21 protein-coding genes and 4 pseudogenes are annotated in these 21980 nt (G+C 60.5%); 11 read left to right on the top strand and 14 right to left on the bottom strand.

The window, feature by feature from the left end; translation table 11 throughout:
- Window positions 1-187 precede the first annotated feature (187 nt).
- The 9 genes and pseudogenes from MA884_RS03500 to MA884_RS03460 form a co-directional block, all read left to right on the top strand.
- Window positions 188-355 (top strand): annotated as a pseudogene (locus MA884_RS03500) (general stress protein); the annotation flags it as partial.
- 261 nt (window positions 356-616) lie between these two features.
- Complete coding sequence (locus tag MA884_RS03495; RefSeq protein WP_256229051.1) at window positions 617-970, top strand: general stress protein; 354 nt, start codon at window positions 617-619, stop codon at window positions 968-970.
- A gap of 147 nt (window positions 971-1117) precedes the next feature.
- On the top strand, window positions 1118-1378 hold the full coding sequence (locus MA884_RS03490; protein ID WP_256229050.1) for a metallothionein: 261 nt from the start codon (window positions 1118-1120) through the stop codon (window positions 1376-1378).
- Window positions 1379-1475: 97 nt separating this feature from the next.
- The gene (locus MA884_RS03485; protein WP_256229189.1) at window positions 1476-2819 is read left to right on the top strand and encodes an SDR family oxidoreductase; all 1344 of its coding nucleotides are present in this window, start codon (window positions 1476-1478) and stop codon (window positions 2817-2819) included.
- Window positions 2820-2852: 33 nt separating this feature from the next.
- Complete coding sequence (locus tag MA884_RS03480; RefSeq protein WP_256229049.1) at window positions 2853-4154, top strand: erythromycin esterase family protein; 1302 nt, start codon at window positions 2853-2855, stop codon at window positions 4152-4154.
- Between the two features lie 231 nt (window positions 4155-4385).
- On the top strand, window positions 4386-4610 hold the full coding sequence (locus tag MA884_RS03475) for a hypothetical protein (protein WP_256229048.1): 225 nt from the start codon (window positions 4386-4388) through the stop codon (window positions 4608-4610).
- Between the two features lie 313 nt (window positions 4611-4923).
- Window positions 4924-5013: pseudogene (locus MA884_RS27960) on the top strand (general stress protein); the annotation flags it as partial.
- A gap of 56 nt (window positions 5014-5069) precedes the next feature.
- Entirely contained in the window at window positions 5070-5333 is a 264-nt protein-coding gene (locus tag MA884_RS03465; protein ID WP_256229046.1) for a hypothetical protein, read from the top strand.
- A 93-nt stretch (window positions 5334-5426) separates the two neighbouring features.
- Window positions 5427-5978, top strand: coding sequence for an ATP-dependent Clp protease proteolytic subunit (locus tag MA884_RS03460; protein WP_256229045.1), 552 nt, complete (start codon window positions 5427-5429; stop codon window positions 5976-5978).
- A 146-nt stretch (window positions 5979-6124) separates the two neighbouring features.
- Here MA884_RS03460 and MA884_RS03455 read toward each other — a convergent pair.
- Window positions 6125-7298 (bottom strand): annotated as a pseudogene (locus MA884_RS03455) (zinc-dependent alcohol dehydrogenase).
- A gap of 388 nt (window positions 7299-7686) precedes the next feature.
- On the opposite strand from MA884_RS03455, the gene MA884_RS03450 reads away from it, so the two are divergent.
- Window positions 7687-7932: a hypothetical protein gene (locus MA884_RS03450; RefSeq protein ID WP_256229044.1), complete on the top strand. Its 246-nt coding sequence runs from the start codon at window positions 7687-7689 to the stop codon at window positions 7930-7932.
- Window positions 7933-8415: 483 nt separating this feature from the next.
- Window positions 8416-8712 (top strand): annotated as a pseudogene (locus MA884_RS03445) (formate dehydrogenase); the annotation flags it as partial.
- Here MA884_RS03445 and MA884_RS03440 read toward each other — a convergent pair.
- The 13 genes from MA884_RS03440 to MA884_RS03380 are packed head-to-tail and all read right to left on the bottom strand — an operon-like array spanning window position 8684 to window position 21970.
- Complete coding sequence (locus MA884_RS03440) at window positions 8684-8938, bottom strand: hypothetical protein (protein WP_256229042.1); 255 nt, start codon at window positions 8936-8938, stop codon at window positions 8684-8686. The pseudogene MA884_RS03445 and the gene MA884_RS03440 sit on opposite strands and share 29 nt — an antisense overlap.
- A gap of 1 nt (window position 8939) precedes the next feature.
- Window positions 8940-9566: a cytochrome c oxidase subunit 3 gene (locus tag MA884_RS03435; protein WP_256229041.1), complete on the bottom strand. Its 627-nt coding sequence runs from the start codon at window positions 9564-9566 to the stop codon at window positions 8940-8942.
- The gene (locus tag MA884_RS03430) at window positions 9553-11151 is read right to left on the bottom strand and encodes a cbb3-type cytochrome c oxidase subunit I (RefSeq protein ID WP_256229040.1); all 1599 of its coding nucleotides are present in this window, start codon (window positions 11149-11151) and stop codon (window positions 9553-9555) included. The genes MA884_RS03435 and MA884_RS03430 overlap by 14 nt, the downstream gene beginning before the upstream one ends.
- A complete protein-coding gene (gene coxB, locus MA884_RS03425) occupies window positions 11148-12080 on the bottom strand; it encodes a cytochrome c oxidase subunit II (RefSeq protein ID WP_256229039.1) in 933 nt (310 codons plus the stop codon). The genes MA884_RS03430 and coxB overlap by 4 nt, the downstream gene beginning before the upstream one ends.
- Entirely contained in the window at window positions 12077-12877 is an 801-nt protein-coding gene (locus MA884_RS03420) for an SCO family protein (protein WP_256229038.1), read from the bottom strand. Before MA884_RS03420 ends, coxB begins: the two co-directional genes overlap by 4 nt.
- Window positions 12867-13217 carry a hypothetical protein gene (locus MA884_RS03415; protein WP_256229037.1) on the bottom strand — a complete coding sequence of 117 codons (351 nt, stop codon included), beginning with the start codon at window positions 13215-13217 and terminating at the stop codon, window positions 12867-12869. The genes MA884_RS03420 and MA884_RS03415 overlap by 11 nt, the downstream gene beginning before the upstream one ends.
- Window positions 13207-14196 carry a hypothetical protein gene (locus MA884_RS03410; RefSeq protein ID WP_256229036.1) on the bottom strand — a complete coding sequence of 330 codons (990 nt, stop codon included), beginning with the start codon at window positions 14194-14196 and terminating at the stop codon, window positions 13207-13209. The genes MA884_RS03415 and MA884_RS03410 overlap by 11 nt, the downstream gene beginning before the upstream one ends.
- Window positions 14193-14726: a cytochrome c gene (locus MA884_RS03405; RefSeq protein WP_256229035.1), complete on the bottom strand. Its 534-nt coding sequence runs from the start codon at window positions 14724-14726 to the stop codon at window positions 14193-14195. Before MA884_RS03405 ends, MA884_RS03410 begins: the two co-directional genes overlap by 4 nt.
- On the bottom strand, window positions 14723-15247 hold the full coding sequence (locus tag MA884_RS03400; protein WP_256229034.1) for a DUF3341 domain-containing protein: 525 nt from the start codon (window positions 15245-15247) through the stop codon (window positions 14723-14725). The genes MA884_RS03405 and MA884_RS03400 overlap by 4 nt, the downstream gene beginning before the upstream one ends.
- Window positions 15240-16604: an NrfD/PsrC family molybdoenzyme membrane anchor subunit gene (nrfD, locus tag MA884_RS03395; RefSeq protein ID WP_256229033.1), complete on the bottom strand. Its 1365-nt coding sequence runs from the start codon at window positions 16602-16604 to the stop codon at window positions 15240-15242. The genes MA884_RS03400 and nrfD overlap by 8 nt, the downstream gene beginning before the upstream one ends.
- Entirely contained in the window at window positions 16594-19464 is a 2871-nt protein-coding gene (locus tag MA884_RS03390; RefSeq protein ID WP_256229032.1) for a TAT-variant-translocated molybdopterin oxidoreductase, read from the bottom strand. The genes nrfD and MA884_RS03390 overlap by 11 nt, the downstream gene beginning before the upstream one ends.
- Window positions 19461-20117 carry a cytochrome c3 family protein gene (locus MA884_RS03385; protein WP_256229031.1) on the bottom strand — a complete coding sequence of 219 codons (657 nt, stop codon included), beginning with the start codon at window positions 20115-20117 and terminating at the stop codon, window positions 19461-19463. The genes MA884_RS03390 and MA884_RS03385 overlap by 4 nt, the downstream gene beginning before the upstream one ends.
- Window positions 20118-20176: 59 nt before the next feature.
- A complete protein-coding gene (locus MA884_RS03380; RefSeq protein ID WP_256229030.1) occupies window positions 20177-21970 on the bottom strand; it encodes a thiamine pyrophosphate-requiring protein in 1794 nt (597 codons plus the stop codon).
- Between the last annotated feature and the right edge of the window lie 10 nt (window positions 21971-21980).

Raw genomic sequence — 21980 nt, 5'->3', positions numbered from 1 at the left:
ACTTATACGAAGCGGCGCTCACTGCGCCCATCTGTATAACTTTTTTTGGGTTCGACGCCGTTCATCGGATACGCAAAAAATTCTCCAAGCATTTTCCAGCAGCGCGATATCGGAGTAAGTGTCCGTTGTGAAAATGGGCAACTAACGAAACCTTAATAATGAATATTGGAGAGCTATCATGACTGCAGGTAGTAAAAACCCAGGTAATTTTTCCAACGATCGTGAGAAAGCAGCCGAGGCCGGAAGAAAAGGTGGGCAGGCATCAGGGGGGAACTTCGCCAACGACCGTGAAAAAGCCTCGGAAGCAGGACGCAAAGGAGGCCAGAACAGCCACGGTGGCGGTCGTAAATCCTAATGATCACAAAGGCAGCCCCGTGGCCCTATGTATTCGCCAGAGGCAACAGGCGGGACGCGATCATTGAAGGCCGACACCGACGATCCATGAAAGCGTCTCGCAGTTGCAAACGGCGAGTGTTACTTGGCTGACAAGTGAGCAACCGATGGAAGAAGTAAATCGATACTAGATGAATCCAAGGCTATTGCGAGGTTTAAGCATATTCAATACACAAATATGTTTGCCTGCGTGATCGCCTGTGTGAACACGAGGTAAGTTGAAATGGCACAAGACAAACAAGGTGGCATGTCTGTAAACGAGGCGGGTAAAAAAGGTGGTGAAGCCACTTCGGCTTCCCATGATAAAGAGTTCTATCAGGACATTGGCAGCAAAGGTGGCCAAAACAGTAGTGGCAACTTTAAAAATGATCCCGAACGTGCAGCAGAGGCCGGAAGCAAGGGCGGTCAGAACAGCGGCGGTAACTTCAAAAACGATCCGCAAAGAGCCGCTGACGCCGGTAGCAAAGGTGGCCAGAACAGCGGCGGTAACTTCGCCAATGATCGGGAAAAGGCCTCTGAGGCTGGTCGCAAGGGTGGCGAAAGCAGCCACGGTGGTGGGCGCGATAGCAACAGCTGACGCGCCAGAGGCAGGGGAGCCTTGCTCCCCTGCCGTTTGCGCACCCGCGGCGACAAACTTTTTTTAACCTCACGTTTGTTTAACGCGATCTCAACACCCCTTCGAAACGACGCTTCCGAACGGACGACGTCTTTCCCGGAGACACCCATGACGAACGCCAAACCGAACTTCCCTTGCGCATGCCCGGATTGCACCTGCAGTTTCGCCGCCGACAAGGCGGTCGAGCGCGACGGCAAACAGTATTGTAGCCACGCCTGCGCAGACCTTCACCCGAACGGAACACCCTGCCCGTCCTCCGATTGTGACTGCGAACGCAGCATGACGCTGGGAGACCGCAGCGTCAGTGATTCGAAACTGGACGAAGCAGTCGAAGAGACGTTCCCCGCCAGCGATCCGATATCGCCCTGATCGCCGCTTCGATAGGGGCATGCTGACGTTCTTCTTCAAATGGAACCCCAGTATGCGCGCTGTTTTCTACCCAGAACCAATTGCGGAGGACTTCACCATGATCGCCCCAGCAACCGGCATGAAACCGGGTGAGCGCTACGTCATTGAAAGTGTCGAGCGAGCCCCGCAGTTCCTTGGCTTTTTTCTGGATGGTAAATATTACCTGGGCCCCGAATTGCAGACTGCTGTGGGCTGGCTCGAGGAGCAAGATTTCATTTACGACCAGCTCGACCCGACTGGCGAACCGACTTATCCCAATCGACGTGTCGGCAAAATTGAAAACCTGAAATTGATCCTCGCCGACGGCTTGCGCCTCGAACTGACCGAGGTGCCCTTCCCGCCTGATAACGCCACGCCCAAGTCAATGGCCAGCGAGGCGAACTCAACGTCCTCCTCATCCGCTTCTTCATTCGCGCAGCGTCAGACGCGGTCATCGATAGCCGGCAAACTCGTTGTGATTACCGGTGCCTCCAGCGGTATCGGTCGGGCGACAGCACAAGCGTTCGCCAGTGAGGGTGCCCGGCTAGTGCTGGCTGCGCGCGATGACGTTGCGCTGGCCGAGGTCGTCGACGAATGCACTGATCGCGGTGCGGCTGCCATGGCGGTGCGCACCGATGTCACCGACAGTGAGCAGATGCAGGCGCTGGCCGAGCAGGCCGCCAGCTTCGGTAACGGACGCATCGACGTCTGGATCAATAATGCCGGCGTCGGCGCAGTAGGCAGTTTTGAAGACACACCGCTCGAGATCCATGAGCAAGTGCTGCAAACGGATTTGCTCGGTTACCTGCGCGGCGCCTATGTCGTATGGCCATACTTTAAGGCGCAACGCAGTGGTATTTTGATTAATACCCTGTCCCTCGGCAGTTGGGTGGCACAACCCTATGCCGCCGCTTATTCGGCGAGCAAATATGGTTTACGCGGTTTGACCGAAGCACTGCGCGGCGAACTCGCAGGGTCGCCGAATATTCATGTCTGCGATATTTACCCGGCCGTCATCGACACCCCCGGGTTTCGCGACGGAGCCAATTTCACCGGGCACGCGCTTAAGCCACCGGCCCCCACGTATGATCCGCGCCGTGTTGCCAAGGCCATGGTCGCGTGCGCCATCAATCCCAAACCGACCACGAGCGTGGGGAGTGCCGCTACTGTCGCACGTGTGGCGCATTTTCTCATACCCGGTTTCCCGCAATTGTCTGGCTGGTTGACGCGTTTGGCACTCAAGCGCAGCCCCACCGCGCCAACATCCAGCGGCAATCTGTTCGCGCCACCCGATGGCGAGCGCCTGGTTGAAGGTGGCTGGCGCAAACCTGCGCCGAAATCCTCCGCATTGCTAGTGGCCGGCGCTGCGTTGCTGGTGGGTGGTTGCTTGCTAGCCGTCAATCGCTCGCGGGGAAGCCACTGATCGGCAACCCGGAGTTCGCCAGGAGAAACAACAATGGACAGGTTGATCGAGATTTTGAAGGAACATGCCGAGGCATTTTCTGACCTCGACAGCACCGGGTTTGCCACTCTGTTTGACCGCTACGGCGATGCGCAGGTCGTGTTGATCGGCGAGGCCAGCCATGGAACTCACGAGTTCTATCAGGCGCGTGCGGCGATCACGCGGCAACTGATCGCCCATCACGGTTTTACCGTTATTGCGGTCGAGGCGGACTGGCCGGACGCCGACCAGATCGACCGTTGCGTCCGCGGGCGCGACAAAGGTCATTGGCATGATGCTGCGTTCTCCCGGTTTCCGACTTGGATGTGGCGCAACACCGACGTACAGGCGTTCGCGCGCTGGCTGTTGGACTTCAACCAAACCCGGGCAGCCAATCAGCGTGTGGAGTTTCGCGGCCTCGACGTGTACAGCCTGCGTAGTTCGATCCGCGAGGTGCTCGGCTATCTACAAGACACCGATCCGGCGATGGCCCGAGAAGCGCGTGAACGGTATGCCTGCCTGATGCCCTGGCACGACGAGCCGGCGCTGTACGGACATTTCACCGAAGTCGGCGGCATGACCACCTGTGAAAGTGCTGTGCTTGAGCAACTGCAGGCCATGCTCAACCGACGCCTGGGCCTCATAGAAAATGACGGTGAGGCATTGTTCAACGCTACCCAGAATGCACGGGTGGTGCATGCCGCCGAGCAGTATTATCGAGCGATGTATCGCGGCAATCGCGAATCCTGGAACCTGCGCGACCAGCACATGTTCGAAACGCTGCAAGCGCTGCGCTCGCGACAGGAGCGCGACGCGAAAGTGATCGTCTGGGCGCATAACTCGCACGTCGGCGATGCCCGCGCGACCGAGATGGGTGACAGCGGTCAATTGACGCTGGGCCAGTTGTGCCGCGAGGCGTTCGGCGCAGACGCGGTACTGATCGGCATGGGGACCGACCATGGCACGGTCGCGGCGGCCGACGACTGGGATCAACCAATGCGCATCAAAGACGTCAACCCGGCGCTGCCACGCAGTTGGGAGCGCGCCTTTATCGAAGCAGGTACGCCGTGCGCCTTTTATGACTGGCGTGATGCCAAGCGCGCCGTGCTGCGTGAGGCGCTGTTCCAGCGCTTGCTGGAGCGCGCCATCGGCGTCATCTACCGACCGCAGACCGAGCGTCAAAGCCATTACTTCGACGCTACCCTGGGCGAACAATTTGACGCGTGGCTTTGGTTCGCCAATACCAATGCCATCACGGCGCTGAGCACGGTGCCGTCGACCAGCCACGAGGAAGACACCTTCCCCTTCGGCCTGTGACGACGCTGACGGGAAGCCCATCGCTGAACCGCATAACTGATCTTTCCTACAACCTTGGAGGCACCCATGCTGGTCGACATCAAGCTGTTTGATGATCACCACGCCTGTCGCGGTTTCAGCTGAAAATCCGGTGGCGCTCGGACTCATGGGCAATGATGCATTAAGCCGTCTGCCACAGGTCACCAGCCGTTTGCCCAATGGCAGCAGCCGTTTCACAAAAGGAGTTCCCCCATGTCCACTGAACACCGCTACATCGTCAGCTTCATCGTCAACAATCAGCCGCAGAGCCGTACGCTCCTGCATGACCGGGAGACGCTGGAACCGGCGCTTGCGGCGACCCTTGTCAAGACAACATTTCCTGAATTCAAAGATGCCGAGCTCAGCGATATCCAAGTGCAAAAACGCACCAAACCCGAGGAGGAAGACAACATTCCGGGACACTACCAGCAGCCGTGACCGTCCTGTCCCATTGAAGCTTGGGGACCTTGAAAGACAGGCGGTAAAAGCCGAGTCGCTACAGGCGAAACTCAAACTTTCAGCGGGAGCACATGACGGCTCCCGCCTCCTGAGGCGCCCGATCTGACCGCCTATCGGGCGACTGTAAAACAATCAAAACGATGTAAGCGTATCGATTATCCGAATAAGTGTCTGCTGCGTTTATGGGCGCCAGTGAACCTTCATTAAATGTTGGAGAATTCTCATGACTGCCGGTAATAAAAATCATGGCACTGATAAGGGTACGTCTAGCGGTAAAACGGACCGCAGCAATGGCGGCCACTTCGCCAATGACCGCGAGAAAGCCTCGGAAGCCGGTCGCAAAGGCGGGCAGTCAGGCCATAGCGGTGGACGCAAATCTTAGGACGAGATCTCGAGGGGACGGCATCGCTGCCCTTTTCCAGGCGATAGAGGTCGAACATGAAAAACATTGTCGAACACCAATCCTGCGCAATGCACCCGGAAAAAGCTGAAGAACCGACCCACGAAACCGAGTCGACGTCCCTCCCGGGCACTGCACTCAGCGACAGCCCCGTCGAGCACAGCATTCGTGCCCCCGAGCGAGACCGCCACGAGGCCGACGGCGCTGCCAGCCGCTGCTACGAACACCGACAAGGCGTCGCTCAGACGGAGCGCAGTTCAGGAGTGTCGCATACTCGCCCGGTCTGCGAGCGTGGCGGATGACGAATTCGCGCACCTCTTACATTTAGCTAGCCTTACCAAACCGCAACTCCATTCCATCCTAAGCGAGGCCCCATCCAACTTACGAGGTGACCCATGCCTATCCACGTCATCAATTTCACTGCCCCGATCACGTCGGCAACCTGCGCTCAACTGATCGAAAAAGCGTCGACTGCAGTGCAACAAGGCGCCAGCAGATTGATCGTCAATATCGCGACCATGGGCGGTGAATGCAGTTACGGTTTTACCATGTACAACTTTCTACTGTCCCTGCCAATTCCCGTGTGCACCCATAATCTAGGGACTGTCGAATCGATGGGCAATATCGTGTTCCTAGCCGGCGAGCATCGCTCGGCCTGCACTCATAGCAAGTTCCTTTTCCATCCGTTTCACTGGCACGTACAAGGTTCGGTCGATCATTCGCGCATGTCGGAATACGCCATGAGCCTGGATTACGATCTCGTTCTATACGCGCGTATCGTCGCCGAACGCACGGTGGATGCCAGGGAAATACTGGAAACGGAAAAATATCTGACCGCCGCGTCGCGCATTCTCAACCCCCAACAAGCACTTGAGTGCGGGCTGATACAGGCCATCGAACCGCCGCGAATCGATGCGCAGTCAGTGAGCTCGATCATTCATTCATGAATGGATCTTTCACGTCACCAGCAGAGCCTCGCTCATTTTTATCGACGATTACCCGATAGGCATTTGCAGCAATTGAACAACGCCGCCTCGTCGCCGAGGCCAAGCTCGATTCGCAGGTTTCGCGCGGTGATCGTTCTGGCCATTGTTCAATTTCCCGAGCGCGCAGTGGCCGAGCCGCTGGTGCCCGGTTCAAGCTTAACCTTGATCCAGCCAGCCTGATGTTTGTCGAACGCCTTGAACGCCGAAATGGCATCGATCAGCGGTTCTTGCTGAGTCAGGACTCGCGACGGATCGACTCGCCCGGCGAGCGTCATTTCGATCAGCTTGGGTATGTATTTGCGATGGTGACAGTTGCCCATGTTGAGACGAATGTTCTTGTTCATCGCGGCGCCAATCGGGAAGCTGTCAAAGCCGGCCGGATAAACGCCGATAATGGAAATCGTGCCGGCCTTGGCGACGCACTCGACCGCCCATCGCAAAGCTTGCGAAGGCTCATCACCGGGTTGCCATTGCCCGCGCTCGTGCCCACCGTGATGCGCATGGTCGGCATCGATACCGACGGCATCGATTGCGCAGTCGGTGCCGATGTCTGACGTCAACCGGGCGATCGTTTCGACCGGGTCTTCCTTCTCGAAGTTTATACATTCGGCGCCCAGCTCTCGCGCCCGGGCGAGCCGGTCTTCGAGGCTGTCGATGGCAAAGACTCTGCCGGCACCCATCAATCGAGCGCTGTAAATTGCGAACAGCCCGACCGGGCCGCAACCGAATACCGCCACCGTGTCGCCATCTTTGATCTGCGCCATTTCGGCGCCGAACCACGCGGTCGGGAAAATATCCGACATGGCGATGGCCTGGTCGTCGGTGATTTCCTGCGGCAGTTTGATCAGGCCGATGTGAGCAAAAGGGATGCGCGCTTTCTCAGCCTGCAAACCCATCGAACGGGCCGGTGGATTTCGGCCCGCCAAAAAAAGAAGTGCCAGCGGTTTTACCGTTGGGATTGGCAACGTCGCACTGAGCGAAATAACCGGCACGGCAGTATGAGCAATTGCCGCAGGCGATGGTCGATGGTATCAGCACGCGGTCACCAATCTGCAAATTGCGCACGTCCTCGCCAAGCGCTTCGACAATGCCGACGGCCTCATGGCCTAAAATCGTCCCAGGCAGCATGTCAGGCGCGCTGCCACGGATGAAGTGCAGGTCTGTTCCACAAATTGCCGACGCGGTAACCCGCACGATTGCATCGGTCGGTGCCTGCAAGATCGGGTCCGGCACTTCGTCCAAGCGGATATCGCCAACGCCGTGAAATACGACTGCTTTCATGGTTCACCTCTGCGCATTGAGTCAAGGGCTCTAACAGAGTTGAAAAGTGAGTGCGGCCCAAGGTTTCATCGAAAACTGTCACGCCGGACAAATGGTCAAACTCAACCGAAGCCTGGGAACTATGCGTTCAGCGACCATCTAACCACTCGTGAAATGCTTTGGATCTTTCTTGGTACCAAGCCCCCGTATCTATTCGGTACGAAGGCCCCCTACGACCCAATGTCAGATACGAACCTTGTCCCCGGCCGGAGGAGATTCTCCCTGAGCGAGCAGCGGCCTTCTTGTATCCGCGCGGCCTGATACCCCTAACATTAATCTGCCACCATTGGCACCGCACAAGATTGTTCTAGGCTTATCACCGTTCAGCGAGGAGAAGGAGCAATGGGCCATGGATACGATGAGTAAAAGTGAACTCGAAGCAGTACTTTCGAGCCGCCTACCTCAGTGCTCTATCGTTTGCTCGATAAACGCTGATAGTAGCTTATCTGTCGAAGTGACCGGTCCGGACGAGCAACAATTCATGATTGCTAACATCGACCGAACCCAATACCACGGTGAATCCGGGACTAACCGGCTAGTGCGCGAGATTTTGGAGGAGATGGTTATGTCTCGCCAGTCGTCGAACTTGACCTGAAGGTATGTGACCAGGCCTAGTTCCGTAAGCGTCGATTTGCAAAATTTTTGCCCGTGAAAAGATCAGGATCTTGGGTAAGCGTATGACGTTATGTACGTTGTCCAAGGTCCTCTACCGCTTGCCTGTAGTTCGCTGTGGCTTTCTCTATCATCCCTTTGCGATCTTCCCGAGTTATAAACCCCTCTTCGAAGTACTCCTCAGCAAGGCGCAGCAATTCATCGTACTGCTCAGGAGCGCTCATTCCGCTCGCTGGATGCTCAAGAAGGCGGCGCCAAGTTGTGATTGCATGCACGTTCCTATCTTCATACACGACGACAATCTCCACAAAGTTCGAATAATAGAGACGTCGTTAAGCGTGTGTGTTCAAGCATTGCGACGAGTGGAGTCCACGAGGCATCCAAGAGAGCAGCTGTCCGGAGTTTTACTTGGAGCGACCCTCAGCTATGGGTCGTCGCAACCCGGAGGCGTATCGATCCTGTCTGCTTTCGGCAAGAGCCCGGCTGGCGCGAGGTGATTCTCATGCACTGCAACGACATCGTGCGCCTGGGCTTCGCGGCCGGCGAGCAGGTGACGTTGACCCTCGCCATCGAATCGGAGGTCAAGCGCCAGATCGGACCATTCGAAATCATCGCATACGACATTCCCGAAGGCTGCGCGGCCGCGTATTACCCCGAATGCAACCCCCTGGTGCCGCTCTGGCGCCACGCCGAACGCAGCAAAGTACCTGCCGCCAAATCGGTGCCAGTGCGGCTCAGCGCGTCGCCGATTCACCCAGGATGAACACCACCATCACCAGCAACCACAACAGGTACGCCCAGCCAAACAGGCGTACCCAGCCGCGATGCCGGTAAAGCCCCAGGTAGAACAGCAACAGCAGCAGGAACTGGCCGGCGGCGGCAAACATGATCACGCCGTCGAGACCTGGTCGGTTCAGGGCGCAGAGCAGCTGCACGGTCAGTAACAGCAGCAGCCCCCCATAGACCTTCAACGCACCCGCCTTGCTCATCTCAACGCCCAACCAGGTAGAGAGTTGGAAACAACAGGATCCAGATCCCGTCCACCAGGTGCCAATACAGGCTGATCATTTCCAGGCGCGTCGCCGCCTGGTGCGGCGCCAACCGATTGAGTTTTAACACGCGATACAGCCACAGGGCCAAGCCGATGGCGATGAGCACATGCACCCCGTGCAGTGCCGTGGCGATGAAGTAGAGGTTCATGAACAACTGTGCCGACGCCGCCTGCCAGGGCGCCTGGTTGGCAAAGCCGGGAAGCACGCCTTCGTGGATCTCCAAGCCATATTCAACGCCCTTGCACCCCAGGAACAACACGCCCAACACGGCCGCACCGAGCAGGTACTGGCGCACCCGGTGCGGCTCGCTGGCGGCCAGCGTCATCAACAGGCTGCTGGTCAACAGCAGGACGGTATTGCCCGTTGCCAACAGGTAATGCAGGCCCGCCACTGCCTCCGCCACGCCATCGGGATGTCGCAGCCGAAAGAACCAGGCCACCATGATCAGGCTGCCGAACATCATCGCTTCGCTGGCCAGGAACAGCCACATGCCCAGACGTGCAGCCTCGCGTTGCTGGGCCCAGGCAACAAAGGGCTCGGCTGGCGTCTCGTCAGAGCGGATCACGGCGGGCACCAGGGGAGTAATCGTAAGCTTCAAAATCCACCGTCACCGGCGCTTCGAAGTTATGCAGCGGCGGCGGAGAAGCCACGCGCCACTCCATCCCGGCAGCCTCCCAGGGATTGCTCGGCGCCCGCTCGCCCCAGCGCAGGGAGCCGAGCAGGTAGAAAAACGGTAGCACGTAGGCCAGTGCAAGGATCGAAGCGCCCGCCGAAGACATCACGTTGAGGAACTGAAAGTCCGGATCATAACTGTGATAACGGCGTGGCATCCCCAGGTAACCGAGCAGGAACTGCGGGAAAAATGTCAGGTTGAAGCCGCAGAAAATCAGGATCGCGGTGATCTTGCCCCACAGTTGCGAGTAGAGCCGGCCGGTGATCTTCGGCCACCAGAAATGCAACGCACCGAAATATCCGGCCACGGCGGCGCCGACCATGATGTAGTGGAAGTGCGCGACCACAAAATAGGTGTCATGGGCATGCAGGTCGGCGGCCAGCAGCGCGAGGAACAGCCCGGTGACGCCGCCTACGATGAACAGCCCAATAAACGTCAACGCAAACAGAAAGGGCGCGTGCAGCGTCAGGTCGCTTTTGTACAGCGTCGCGCTCCAGTTGTAGGCTTTGATCGCGGACGGAATCGCCACCAGGAAGCTCAACAACGAGAACACCAGGCTCGCATACATCGACTGCCCGGCGACGAACATATGGTGGCCCCACACCAGAAAGCCGATCACCGCAATGGCTACACTGGACCAAGCGACAAAGCGGTAGCCGAAAATCCGTTTGTGCCCTGCCGCCGTGATCAACTCGCTGACCACTCCCATGGCCGGCAGAATCATGATGTACACCGCCGGGTGGCTGTAGAACCAGAACAGATGCTGGAACAACAGCGGGTCGCCCCCCAGTTTCGGGTCGAACACGCCGATATTGAACAGATGCTCGGCGGCCACCAGTATCAGGGTAATCGCCAGCACCGGCGTGGCCAGCACCAGGATGACCGAGGTGGCGTACATCGACCAGATAAACAGCGGCAAGCGCATCCACGTCATGCCCGGCGCGCGCAGGGTATGCACGGTGGCGATGATATTGACGCCGGTGAAGATCGACGAGAACCCGGCAATGAATACCCCGCAGATCACTGCCACCACATGGCCATTGCTGAACATCGTCGACAAAGGTGTGTAGAAGGTCCAGCCGGTGTCGACTCCACCGAGCAGCAGCGCAAACAAAGTGAACAGGCCACCGCCCAGCAATAGGTACCAGCTGAACAGGTTCAGGCGCGGAAAAGCCATGTCTTTGGCGCCGATCATAATCGGTACCAGAAAGTTGCCGAACACGCTCGGAATCGACGGAATCAGGAAAAACCACACCATGATCACCCCGTGCAAGGTAAACGCGCGGTTGTAGCCATCGGCGGTGAGCAAATCCCCTTCCGGCGTGACCAGTTCGATGCGGATCAGGCTCGCCGCCAGCCCGCCGGCGAAGAAAAAGAAGGTCACGGTGAGCATATACAGCACCGCAATGCGTTTGTGATCGCTGGTCACGAACCATGACCGCAGGCCCTGTGCTTGCAAATAGCTGGGTTCGCTCATTTGTTTTCCCCCGGAAGTTCGCGCAGGTAGGCAACCAGGCGCTGCACGGCCTCTTCATCCAACAGATTGCTGTAGGTCGGCATGATCGGCAGGTAGCCGGCTACCAACTGCTTTTGCGGCAAGAGGATGCTGTCGCGCAGGTAGGCTTCATCGGCCTTTACTTGGCTGCCGTCGGCCAGCTGTACCGAACGGTTGAACACACCGGCCAGCGGCGGCGCATTGCCTGAGTCGTGACAACTGGCGCAACCGTATTGGCGATACAGGATCTCGCCCTGGCGGGCGAGGTCGGCGCTGCTGCCGTTTTCTGCCAGCCAGTGCTCGTAGTCAGCGGGGTTGAGCACCACCAGCCGCGCCAGCATGGCCGCGTGGTCGGTGCCGCAGTATTCGGCGCAATACACCTCATAGGTGCCGCTGTCCTCGGCCTGGAACCACAACATGCTGTAGCGCCCCGGCAATACGTCTTGCTTGATCCTCAGGCTGGGGAAAAACAGGCTGTGGATCACATCCTCGGAAATCATCGTCAGCTTCACCGGGCGCCGGGCCGGTACATGCAAGGTATTGATCTCCCGCTGGCCGCCCTGGTGCTGGAATTTCCACATCCATTGGCGCGCAGTGACCTGCACTTCCAGCGCATCATCCGGCGGCGTGCGGGCGATGAAAAACAGCCGCGCCGAAAACAGGAAGACCACCAGCGAGCCGATGAACGGCAGGATGATCCAGGCCAACTCGATGGGCAGGTTGCTTTGCGGGCGATGGTCGCGGTCGGCCGGACGGCCCCGCCGATAGCGCCAGATAAACACCCACAGCGCGACGAACACCGGCACCACAAACAGCGCCATCATGGCGGTGAAGCCGATCACCAGCCAATCGACCGACACCGCGTAGTCCGAGGCTTGTGCCGGCCACAGGCGCAGGAAGTGTTCGTTCATCGCGCCTCCTTGTGTTCACGGCGTACGGCCCGGGCGATAAACAGGCCAAGCACCAGCACCGTCGCCACGCCTGCCACTTGCAGCAAAATAATGATCCGGCTGCTGTAGGTGCCACTCTGCGGGTCATAGTGGTAGCACAGCAACAACAGTTGTTCCTTGATTTCCCCCAACTTGCCCTGCCCGGCCTCGGTCAGCGCCAGGCGCAGGTCACTGGCCTGGTAGCCCAAGCCGTAGAGCCAGCGCGACAGGCGCCCGTCGCCCGTCACCACCGCGACTGCCGAGCTGTGGGCGTATTGCTGTTGTTGCGGGTCGAAGCGATAGCCGAAGCCGATCGAGTCCGCCAGCGCCTGGCTGGCAACCGCATCGCCAGTCAGCAGGTACACGCCAGCTTCCTCAGCCAGCGCTGGCCAGTGCTGCGTGAGCTTGGCCAACTCTTCCTGGGCCGCGCCCACGTCTTCGCGGGGGTCGAAACTGAAGGCGATCACTTGGAAGTCACGCCCCAGGCGATAAGGCTGGTTGGCCAGTTGACTGAACAGGGTCGAGAGCGCAGCACCACAGACGTTGGGGCAGCGGTAGTACAACGGCACCACCAACGTGGGCTGGCCCTGGAGTAGATCGCCCAGGCGTACGGGACGGCCCCGTTGGTCGATAAAGCGACTGTTCAATGCCAAGGGTCGGCCCACTTGGGCCGTGTCAATTCCGGCGGCGGCAAAGGGGTCGAATGGCTGTGCGGCGCCCGTTTGCGGCAGCCAAGACCACAACAGCGCGACGACCAGCATCAAGCGCTCAATGCTCATCCGGCCACCCCCGCTCCAGCAGCAATTGCCGCGCCTGTGCCAGTGGCAGGTGCACGATCTGATGCTTACGGTCGACCCACCCATAGCTTTCCAGATGCAGGCGCTGGCGGGCCAGTTGCTGCTCACCGGCTTGCCTGGGATCGGCTTGCAGGCGCGGCTCCGGGGGCAGCAGCCGGTGGCGTTCCAATGGGCTCATCGGCGGTTGTTGCACCTGTTGGCGATAGACGCTCAACAGCCAGCCCACGCCGCCCAGGCTCAGAGTTACCGCCACCGCCAGCAGCACCATCACGCGAATGGCTTTTTTGCCGTCAAAATCGTTGGGTTGATATTCAGCGGTCATGGCGCCTCCTTTGCCACTGCCGCCGCCAGGTGGCAAACAAGCCTGCGGCATACACTCCCTGGCACAGCACGGCGGTGAGGAGCGCGCCAAAGGTTGCCTCGGGGAAAATCGAAGGCAGGCTGAGCCATATCGACTCGACAGCCCCCAACAGCAGGATCGCCGCGCAGCCCGACATCAACACCCACATCCGATCGCCGCCTGGCGACGCGAGCACGACCAGGCATACAAGCTGCCCGGCGACCAACAGGGCCGTCAGTGCGCCCCATCCACCGGTCTCCCGCACTTGGTACCAGACTGTTTCGTGCGGCAAGTCCACCGACCAGATAATCAGGTACTGCATGAACTGCACGTAGATCCAGAACGCCAAGGCACTGACCAGTAGACCGCGCAACAGCACACATTGTCGCGCTGGCAGCACCACGTTCCAGCACAAGACACACAGCCCGGCAAAGGCCAAGCCATCGAGCAGTTGCCGGGCGATCAACAACAGGCCAAACACGCTGGAGACAAACCCCGCCTGCAAGGACATCAGCCAGTCCACGGCGGCCAGGCTCGCCACCGGTGCGTACAGGATCAGCCCCGCCGCACTGCGCTTGCCGACCCAGCCATGCAACAGCCAGGCAAGCCCACCGTACATCAGCGTGCGCAGCACGAAAAACCACGGCGACAACCACAGGCCACGAAAACCGGGCGCCTCATGATGGAACCACGGATACACCCAGGGCATCGTGACCAGCACCGGCAAAAACATCGGGATGATCAGCAACACGGCGCTTGCGCCCAAGCGGCTACCGGGGCTCAGCAAAGGCTGCCAGCGGCCACTGACCAGAGGCGTCAGCAAGGCAAGCAGCAAGCAGCCCAAGGCGATGTTGCTGCCATTGACCGCTGCCGCCAGGGCGCCCGCACCGACCCAGCCAGGCTGCCAAAAGCCAAACAAGACAAGACCCATGGCGGCGGCCAGCAGCAACAACCGGCTCATTGGCCCGGCTCCTCGAAGGCCTGGCGCAATGTCGGCGGCAGTGTTTGCAGGTCGGCGTGCTGGCTCAACTGCAATACGCGCAGGTGAGCGACAATCGCCCAGCGCTCATCGGGCTGAATGCGCGACGCGTAGCCGTACATCAAGCCTTGTCCGTCAGCAATCACCTGCATCAACTGGTCATCGGAGGCGTTTAGCAAGCGCGGTTCGATAAACGACGGCGGCGCCGGAAAACCACGGCCCACCACCAGCCCATCACCGAGCCCGCCTAGGCCATGGCACGGCGTGCAGAACGTTTGGTAACCCGCCTCGCCGCGTTCCAGCAAGGCCGCACTCATGGCCGGCCGTTGTCGGGCCAGCGCTTCACGCTGCAGTTGCCCGCGCGCCACACTGCCGGCGGGAGGCTGGCGACTGCTGAGGCCATTGGCGAACAAGGCGCCGGGGCGCTGCTCCAGCACCTTGGCCTGGCGTGACATGTCATCGCAGCCGCTGCACAGCAGCATCAGGCTCAATGCCCACGGCCAGACATTCACGGCCCTACCTCCTGCACGCTCTGCGCGCGCTCGGCCAGCCAGGCATGGGTCGCGCGCGCATCAAACAACGGATCGCGCGCATCGATAAACAAGAAAAACCCGTCATCGCTGGCGCCTTCAAACCCCTCGACACCGAATAACGGATGATGCAAACGCGGCAGGCGACTGCACAGCAACAAGGTCAACACTGCCGCTGCCGCTGCAAACACCACGGCAAACAGAAACGTCACCACGACGAATGAAGGCAACGCCACCAAGGGTCTCCCGCCGATGTTCAAGGGATAGGCCCACACCGAACCGACCTGCATCACCAGCGCCAGGACGACGCCGAGCCCAGCTCCCAGGCATGCCATGCGCGACACGCGTTTGGCGCTGACCGCCAGCACCGGCTCCAAGGCTTCCAGCGCAAACGGTGCGAAGGCATCCAGCCGCCGATAACCCAGATCCCACGCGCACAAGGTGGCATCCACCAGAGACTGGGGCGCCGGGAACCGTGCGAGCAAACCCAGGCACTCAGCCATCGCTGCGCTCCTGATGCAGCGCCTGCTTGACCTCGAACGTGGAAACCATCGGCACATAGCGCAGAAACAGGCTATAGGGCACCAGAAACACCCCGAAGCTGCCGATAAACAACGTCCAGTCCCACAGGGTCGGCGTGTAGCCACCCCAGCTCGAAACCAGCAGCTCATGAGTCTGCGGCGGGATCAGCAGCATGAAGCGCTCGGCCCACATGCCCACCAGCACGGCCAGCGCCACCAGCGCCAGTTGCAGTGGACGTTGGCGTACACTCCGCCACCACAGCGCCTGGAGCACTCCGACATTGCAGATGATCGCCAGCCAGAAACTCCAGGCATGCGGGCCACTGATCCGCGCAAGCAATACCTCGATTTCGTGGGCGTCACCGCTGTAGAACGGCGTAAACAAATCGACCAGATAACCGTAGGTGGTCAGCCAGCCGGTCGCCAGCAACAGGCGACCGAGCATGTCCAGGTGGCGGGGGGTGATAAGGCTTTGGATACACAGCATCCAGCGCACGGCAATGGCCAGCAACGCCACCAGGGCGAACCCGGAAAACACCGCACCGGCCACGAAATACGCGGGAAACAAGGTGGAATGCCAACCGCTTTGGGTGCCCATGGTCAGCAGAAACGAATAGCCACTCGACACCGCAAACACCAGCGGTATCGCGAGGATTGCCAGCACCCGCGTGGTGCGCCGCCACAGCGCCCAATGCCGTTGCGACCCGCGCCACCCAAGCGCCAGCAGGCCATAGAGCACCTGGCGGATCGGCGTTCTGGCGCGATCACGGGCGGTGGCGAAATCCGGTATGGCGCCCACCCCCAGAAACAGCACCGACACCGTGAGGTACGACAGGATCGCAAACATATCCCAGGCCGTCGGGCTCTTGAATTGGGGCCAAAGCCCCATTTCATTCGGGTAGGGCATGGTCCAGTAGAACAACCAGGGCCGGCCCAGGTGCAGGATCGGGTATAGCGCGGCGCAGATCACCGCCATCAGCGTCATCAACTCCGCCAGCCGGTTGAGGGTATGGCGCCAGGGTCGCTCGATCAGCAATAGCAAGGCCGAGATGAATGTCCCCGCATGGCCGATCCCCAGCCACCAGATGTAGTTGAGGATGCCAAAGCCCCAATGCACCGGCTGGTTATTGCCCCACATGCCCACGCCATAGCCAAGCAGTACGGCGACAGAGCCCAGGTAGATCATCAGCAACACCACGCCGACACCGAACATCCAGCGCCAGGCAACGCGGCGAGGAAACTGCCGCAACGGCCCGAATACCTGGCGAGAAACATGCTCGTCGCTCAAATCCTTTGGCAGAAAGTGTCCGGTGACAGGCACGCGCGGCTCAGCGTTCATCGCCGGCGCCCTCCTCCTCGATGCGCGCCAGGTAACTGGTGCGCGGCCGTGTGCCGAGGGCTTCGAGCAAGCGGTAATGACGGGGATCACGGCGCGCGAGGCTGACGGCGCTGGCGGGGTTGTGGATGTCACCAAACTGGATGGCCTGGCTGGGGCAGGTTTGCTGGCAAGCGGTGACCACGGCAGAAGGATCGAAATCGGCACCGTGTTGCTTGTCGTCAATGCGGGCGTTGCTGATGCGTTGGATGCAGTACGTGCATTTCTCCATCACGCCGCGGGAGCGTACCGTCACCTCGGGATTGCGTTGGGCCTGGATCGACGGCGCGGCGTCGGCGCTCCAGTCCAGCCAATTGAAGCGCCGCACTTTGTATGGGCAGTAAGAGGCGCAAGTGCGTGTGCCGATGCAGCGGTTGTAGACCATCTGGTTCAAGCCGTCGCGGCTATGTACGGTGGCGTTGACCGGGCAGCCGGTTTCGCAGGGTGCCTGTTCGCAGTGCATGCAGGGCAATGGCTGGAAGCGCGAGCGCGGCGCCGCCAGCGGCCCCTGGTAATAATGATCGATGCGCAGCCAGTGCATGCTGCGCCCGTGGGCGACCTGCTCGGCGCCGACCACGGCGATGTTGTTCTCGGCCTGGCAGGCAACCACACAGGCATTGCAGCCGGTACACAGGTCCAGGTCGATGACCATGCCCCACTGCGGGCCGCTGTCGGCCACCGGGCTGTAGAGCGACGCGGGGATGGCCTGCGCCGCAAGCTGAGGTGCATCCCGTGGGACGACGCGGATGGGCGGTTCGGTAGCGTCGGGCAACTGGTGATGTGACTGGGTGGCCGCCAATGGGAAGTGCTCGCCGGTGCTTCGCAGGGAGGCAGTGACAGACAGTTGCCCCACAGGCTTCACCGCGTAACCCAGGCCATTGCCGACGCGCCCGGCGTGGCTGCGGCCGTAGCCGGTGTACAAGGCAATCACCTGATCGGCCTGCCCGGGTTCAACCCAGGCCGGGCCGCGCACGATCTGCTCGGCCAACGTCACCTGCACACCGTCGCCGTTACTCACGCCCAACTGTTCGGCCAGGTATGGCGACAGCCCGACCACGTTGCTCCAGGTCAGGGTGCTGATGGGCTTGGGCAACTCCTGCAGCCAGCCGGAGTTGGTGAAACGCCCGTCCCACACGGTCGGGTCGGGACGGATCACGGCCTGCAACTCACCAACGTCTGCCGGCGTGGGGGCAATTGCCGTCGTCTCGCACACCTTCACTGCCTGTGGGGCCGGTTCAATCCAACCATTGGCCAACGCCTGGCGCCATTGTTGTTGCGCAATATGCGCCCAGGTTGCTCGCACCAGCGTCAATGCATCGGCCTCGGTTGAGTGCATCAGCAATTCGAGGACCTGATGCAAGGTGCGAGTCGAATACATGGGCTCGATCAGCGGCTGGACGATGCAGGCACTGCCATCCGCCGCACATCCGTCACTCCAACCGTCCAGAGCGTGATTGAGCGGCAGGTGCCAATGGCACTGCGCGGCGCTTTCGTCGTAGTAAAGCCCGGCATGCAAACGGAACGGCACTTGGGGCAGCACGTCTTGCAGGTAGGCGTTTTGAACTGGGTTGCAGTCGAGGATCAGCAAGTGGGTCACCTGTTCACGACGCAATTGCTCAAGCGCCCCCCAAAAGTGATCGGACTCATGACCCAACAGGCTCGGCACCTGCCAGTCCAACGTTTGACCTATGTGCCCCAGACGCTGGTTAAGAAGCATGACCTGCGCCTGCAACGCCTCGGATGCTTGCCGGCTGATACCGATCAGGCCGCGTCCTGGATGGGCCTTGAGCGCAGCAGCGGCGTCTTGCACCCACCGCCGTTGCGCCGAGCTCAAGAATGGCGTGCCCGGCAGGTCTTGACCCAGAGCCTGGCTCAGCGCCAGCAGCAGGTTGGGCAACTCCAACGGTGCCGTCGGCAAGCGCGACGTAGCGGCAGCGCCGGTGAGGCTCGGAACACTTTCGGCCACGAATACCAACGCGGCGCCCTCCCCCTTCGCTGCCTGGCGGCGACGTTCAGCCCAGCCGCGCTGCAACGCAGTCTGATAGGGGCCGCTGCCCAGCGGGTCAAACTCCAGGCACACCAGCACGTCGGCCTGTTCCAGATGAACGCGCGCGGTCAATGGCTGGCCGAACACCCGTGCGCTGGTGCGCAGGGCGGCGGTCTCGGCAAAGGCTTCGCCATGGTACAGGCGCGCCTCGGGCCAGCGTTGTTGCAACTGATCGAGCTGGCGCTTGAGGGTCGGTGAACTACTGGCCCCGCAGACGATGTGCAAGCCCTTGCCGCGAGCGCTGTCCAACACCTGCTGCTCACGCGACAGCGCCGCGCGGACATCCGGCCAACTGGCTTCCCGGCCTTTGAAGCGCGGCGCCTGGGAACGGTCGGGATCATAGAGTTGCAGGATCGCCGCCTGGGTAAATGCATCGCAGGCGCCGCCCGACACGGGATGTTCCGGATTGCCTTCGAGCTTGATCGGCCGCCCGGCGACGGTCTTGCCCACTACGGGCTGGACAACACCGCAAAACGGGATGGCGGTGGCGTACCAGGCTGGCACGCCTGGCGTCAGGTTGACCGGCTGGCTGACCGCCGTCACCGCCTGTTCCGGGGTTTTGCCACAGGCGGCCAACCCGGCCATGGCAATGGACGCTGCCATCAACTGCAGGAAACGCCGTCGATCCATCAAGGGCGCCACACCCGGAAATTCCGCCTCCAACAGTGCCTGTGCCTCAGGGGACTCGGCAAGCGCCTCAAGCCCGCGCCAATAGGCCTGCCCTTCAAGTCCGGCCAGTTGCTCACGCAAAACGGCGAAGTCCAGCGACTTACTCATCGGTGGCACGTCCCGCAGTCGGTAAGGCCCCTGGTATCGATATGCCGCGCTTTCATCAGACGCTCACCCAAATGGCGACGGTCCTCGGCAGTCTTCCACTGCATATTGGTGACCTGCTCCGGAGGACGCAGATGCGCAGCTGGGTCACGGTGACAGGCCAGGCATTGCCCCATATTCAGCGGTTGCGCCTTGAACATCAGTTGCATGCGGTCGACCTGACCGTGGCATTCACTGCAGCCGACGCCGGCACTCACATGTACGCCGTGATGGAAATACACGTAGTCCGGCAGCTTGGCGACGCGTTGCCAGTGGAGGGGCTCAAGTTCACGCAGGCTCTTGCGCAACGGCTCCAGCACATCGGCGTTTGTCCACACTTGCGAATGACAACTCATGCAGGTTTCGGTGGGCGGCAGGCTGGCCATCGCTGAGGACTGCACCGCGCTGTGGCAATAACGACAGTCGATCTTGAGTTCGCCCGCATGGTGGGCATGGCTGAAGGGCAACGGCTGCTCGACCGCCCAGTTACGCCCGGTGCGGTAGTCGGTGCTGTCCAGAGTCAACGCCACAAGCAAGCCTCCCGAAAGGCCGACGATCAGCAGCAACAGTCCCACCCGCAGCCAAGTATCGGCCGAGCGCCTGAAAATCTGCGTCATCGCCGGATTCTCATGTCCATGTCCTTACATCTTTGGCTACGCGGTCGCGCAGGTGTTCGTTATTTTTCTGTACCTCCTGGCAATACGTTGGCCAGCACCTGCTTGGCGGTTTGCACAATCACCCCGGCCTCATCCGGGTCGCCCTTGAGCAAGGTGGAGGCGAATTTCTTGGCCTGTTCCAGCTTGATATGCGGTGGCAATGGCGGCACGTTGGGGTCGGTCTTGAACTCGAGCAGCACCGGCACATCCGACGCCAACGCCTGCTCCCAGGCCGCAGCGACATCCTCCTCGCGCTCGACGAAAATCCCCTTGAGCCCCAGCGAAATCGCAAACAGGTGATACGGCACGTCAGGAATGGTTTGCGACGCCTCAAACTTGGGATCGCCTTCCATCACGCGCTGTTCCCAGGTGACCTGGTTCAGGTCTTCGTTGTTGAACACCGCGCAAATCCATTTAGGGCTTTGCCACTGTCGCCAGTATTTGGCGACAGTAATCAGCTCAGCCATGTTGTTCATTTGCATCGCACCGTCGCCCACCAGCGCGATCACCGTGTTCTGCGGATGGGCGAACTTGGCGGCAATCGCATAGGGGACAGCCGCCCCCATGGAAGCCAGGCCGCCGGATAATGAACATTGCATACCACGGCGAATCTTCAAGTCGCGGGCATACCAGTTGGCACAGGAGCCAGAATCACTGGTAATGATGGCGCCGTCGTGCAAGCGTGGCGACAGCTCGTACACCACCCGCTGTGGGTTGATCGGCTTGGCCTTGGCCAGGGCGCGTTTCTCCAGGGTTTTCTCCCAGGTCGCGCGCCAACCTTCAACCTTCTTGCGCCACTTACGCTGCGTCTTGTGGGTCAGCAACGGCATGAGCGCCGACAGCGTTTCGGCAGCATCGCCCACCAGGTTCACCTCCATGGGATAACGCAGGCTCAACATGTCAGGTTGCAGGTCGATCTGCACGCCACGGGCATCGCCTTCCTTGGGCAGGAACTCGGAATAGGGAAACCCCGAACCGATCATCAATAAGGTGTCGCATTCAGTCATCAGCTTGTAGCTGGGCTCAGTGCCCAATAGGCCAATGCAGCCGGTGACCCAGGGCAAATCGTCGGGTACTGCGGCCTTGCCGAGTAACGCCTTGGCAACACCAGCGCCCAGTGCTTCGGCGACAGCGATGACTTCATCGGTGGCCGCCAATGCCCCCGCGCCGACGAGAATCGCCACTTTCTCACCCGCATTCAACACATCTGCGGCGCGCTGTAGATCAGCCGCATAAGGCACCACCCGAGGCCTTGAATAACCAACCCCTGAATGGACAGTGCCGTGCGCTCTGGCCGGCGGCTCATAGGCTGCTTCCTGCAAGTCGTTGGGCAGGATGATCGCCGTCACTCGGCGCTCACCCACCGCCGTGCGTACGGCCCTATCCACCAGGTGACGCACCTGGGACGGCACCGAAGCCTCTTGCACGAATGCCCCCGCCACATCCTTGAACATCGAGACCAGGTCCAGTTCCTGCTGATAATGGCCCCCGAGTGCCGCCCGCGCTTGCTGCCCGACAATCGCCAGCACCAGCATATGGTCCATGCGTGCGTCATACAGCCCAGTGATCAGGTGCGAGGCCCCCGGCCCAGAAGTAGCGATGCACACACCCAGTCCGCCAGTGAATTTGGCATGCGCCGACGCCATGAACGCGGCCATTTCTTCATGACGGGCCTGGATGAATTCGATCTTGCCCTGCGCCCGGCTCAACGCGCCGAATACGCCGTTGATACCGTCGCCCGGGTAACCAAAGATTCGGCTCACGCCCCATTGGCTGAGCCGCTCAACCAGAAAATCGCCTACTGTCATCGTCATTGGACTCCTC

It is taken from the genome of Pseudomonas sp. Q11 (genome assembly GCF_024494355.1).
GTDB lineage: Bacteria > Pseudomonadota > Gammaproteobacteria > Pseudomonadales > Pseudomonadaceae > Aquipseudomonas > Aquipseudomonas hefeiensis.
Note: the sequence above shows the minus strand (reverse complement) of the source record. Positions and strands in the feature narration are given on the sequence as shown.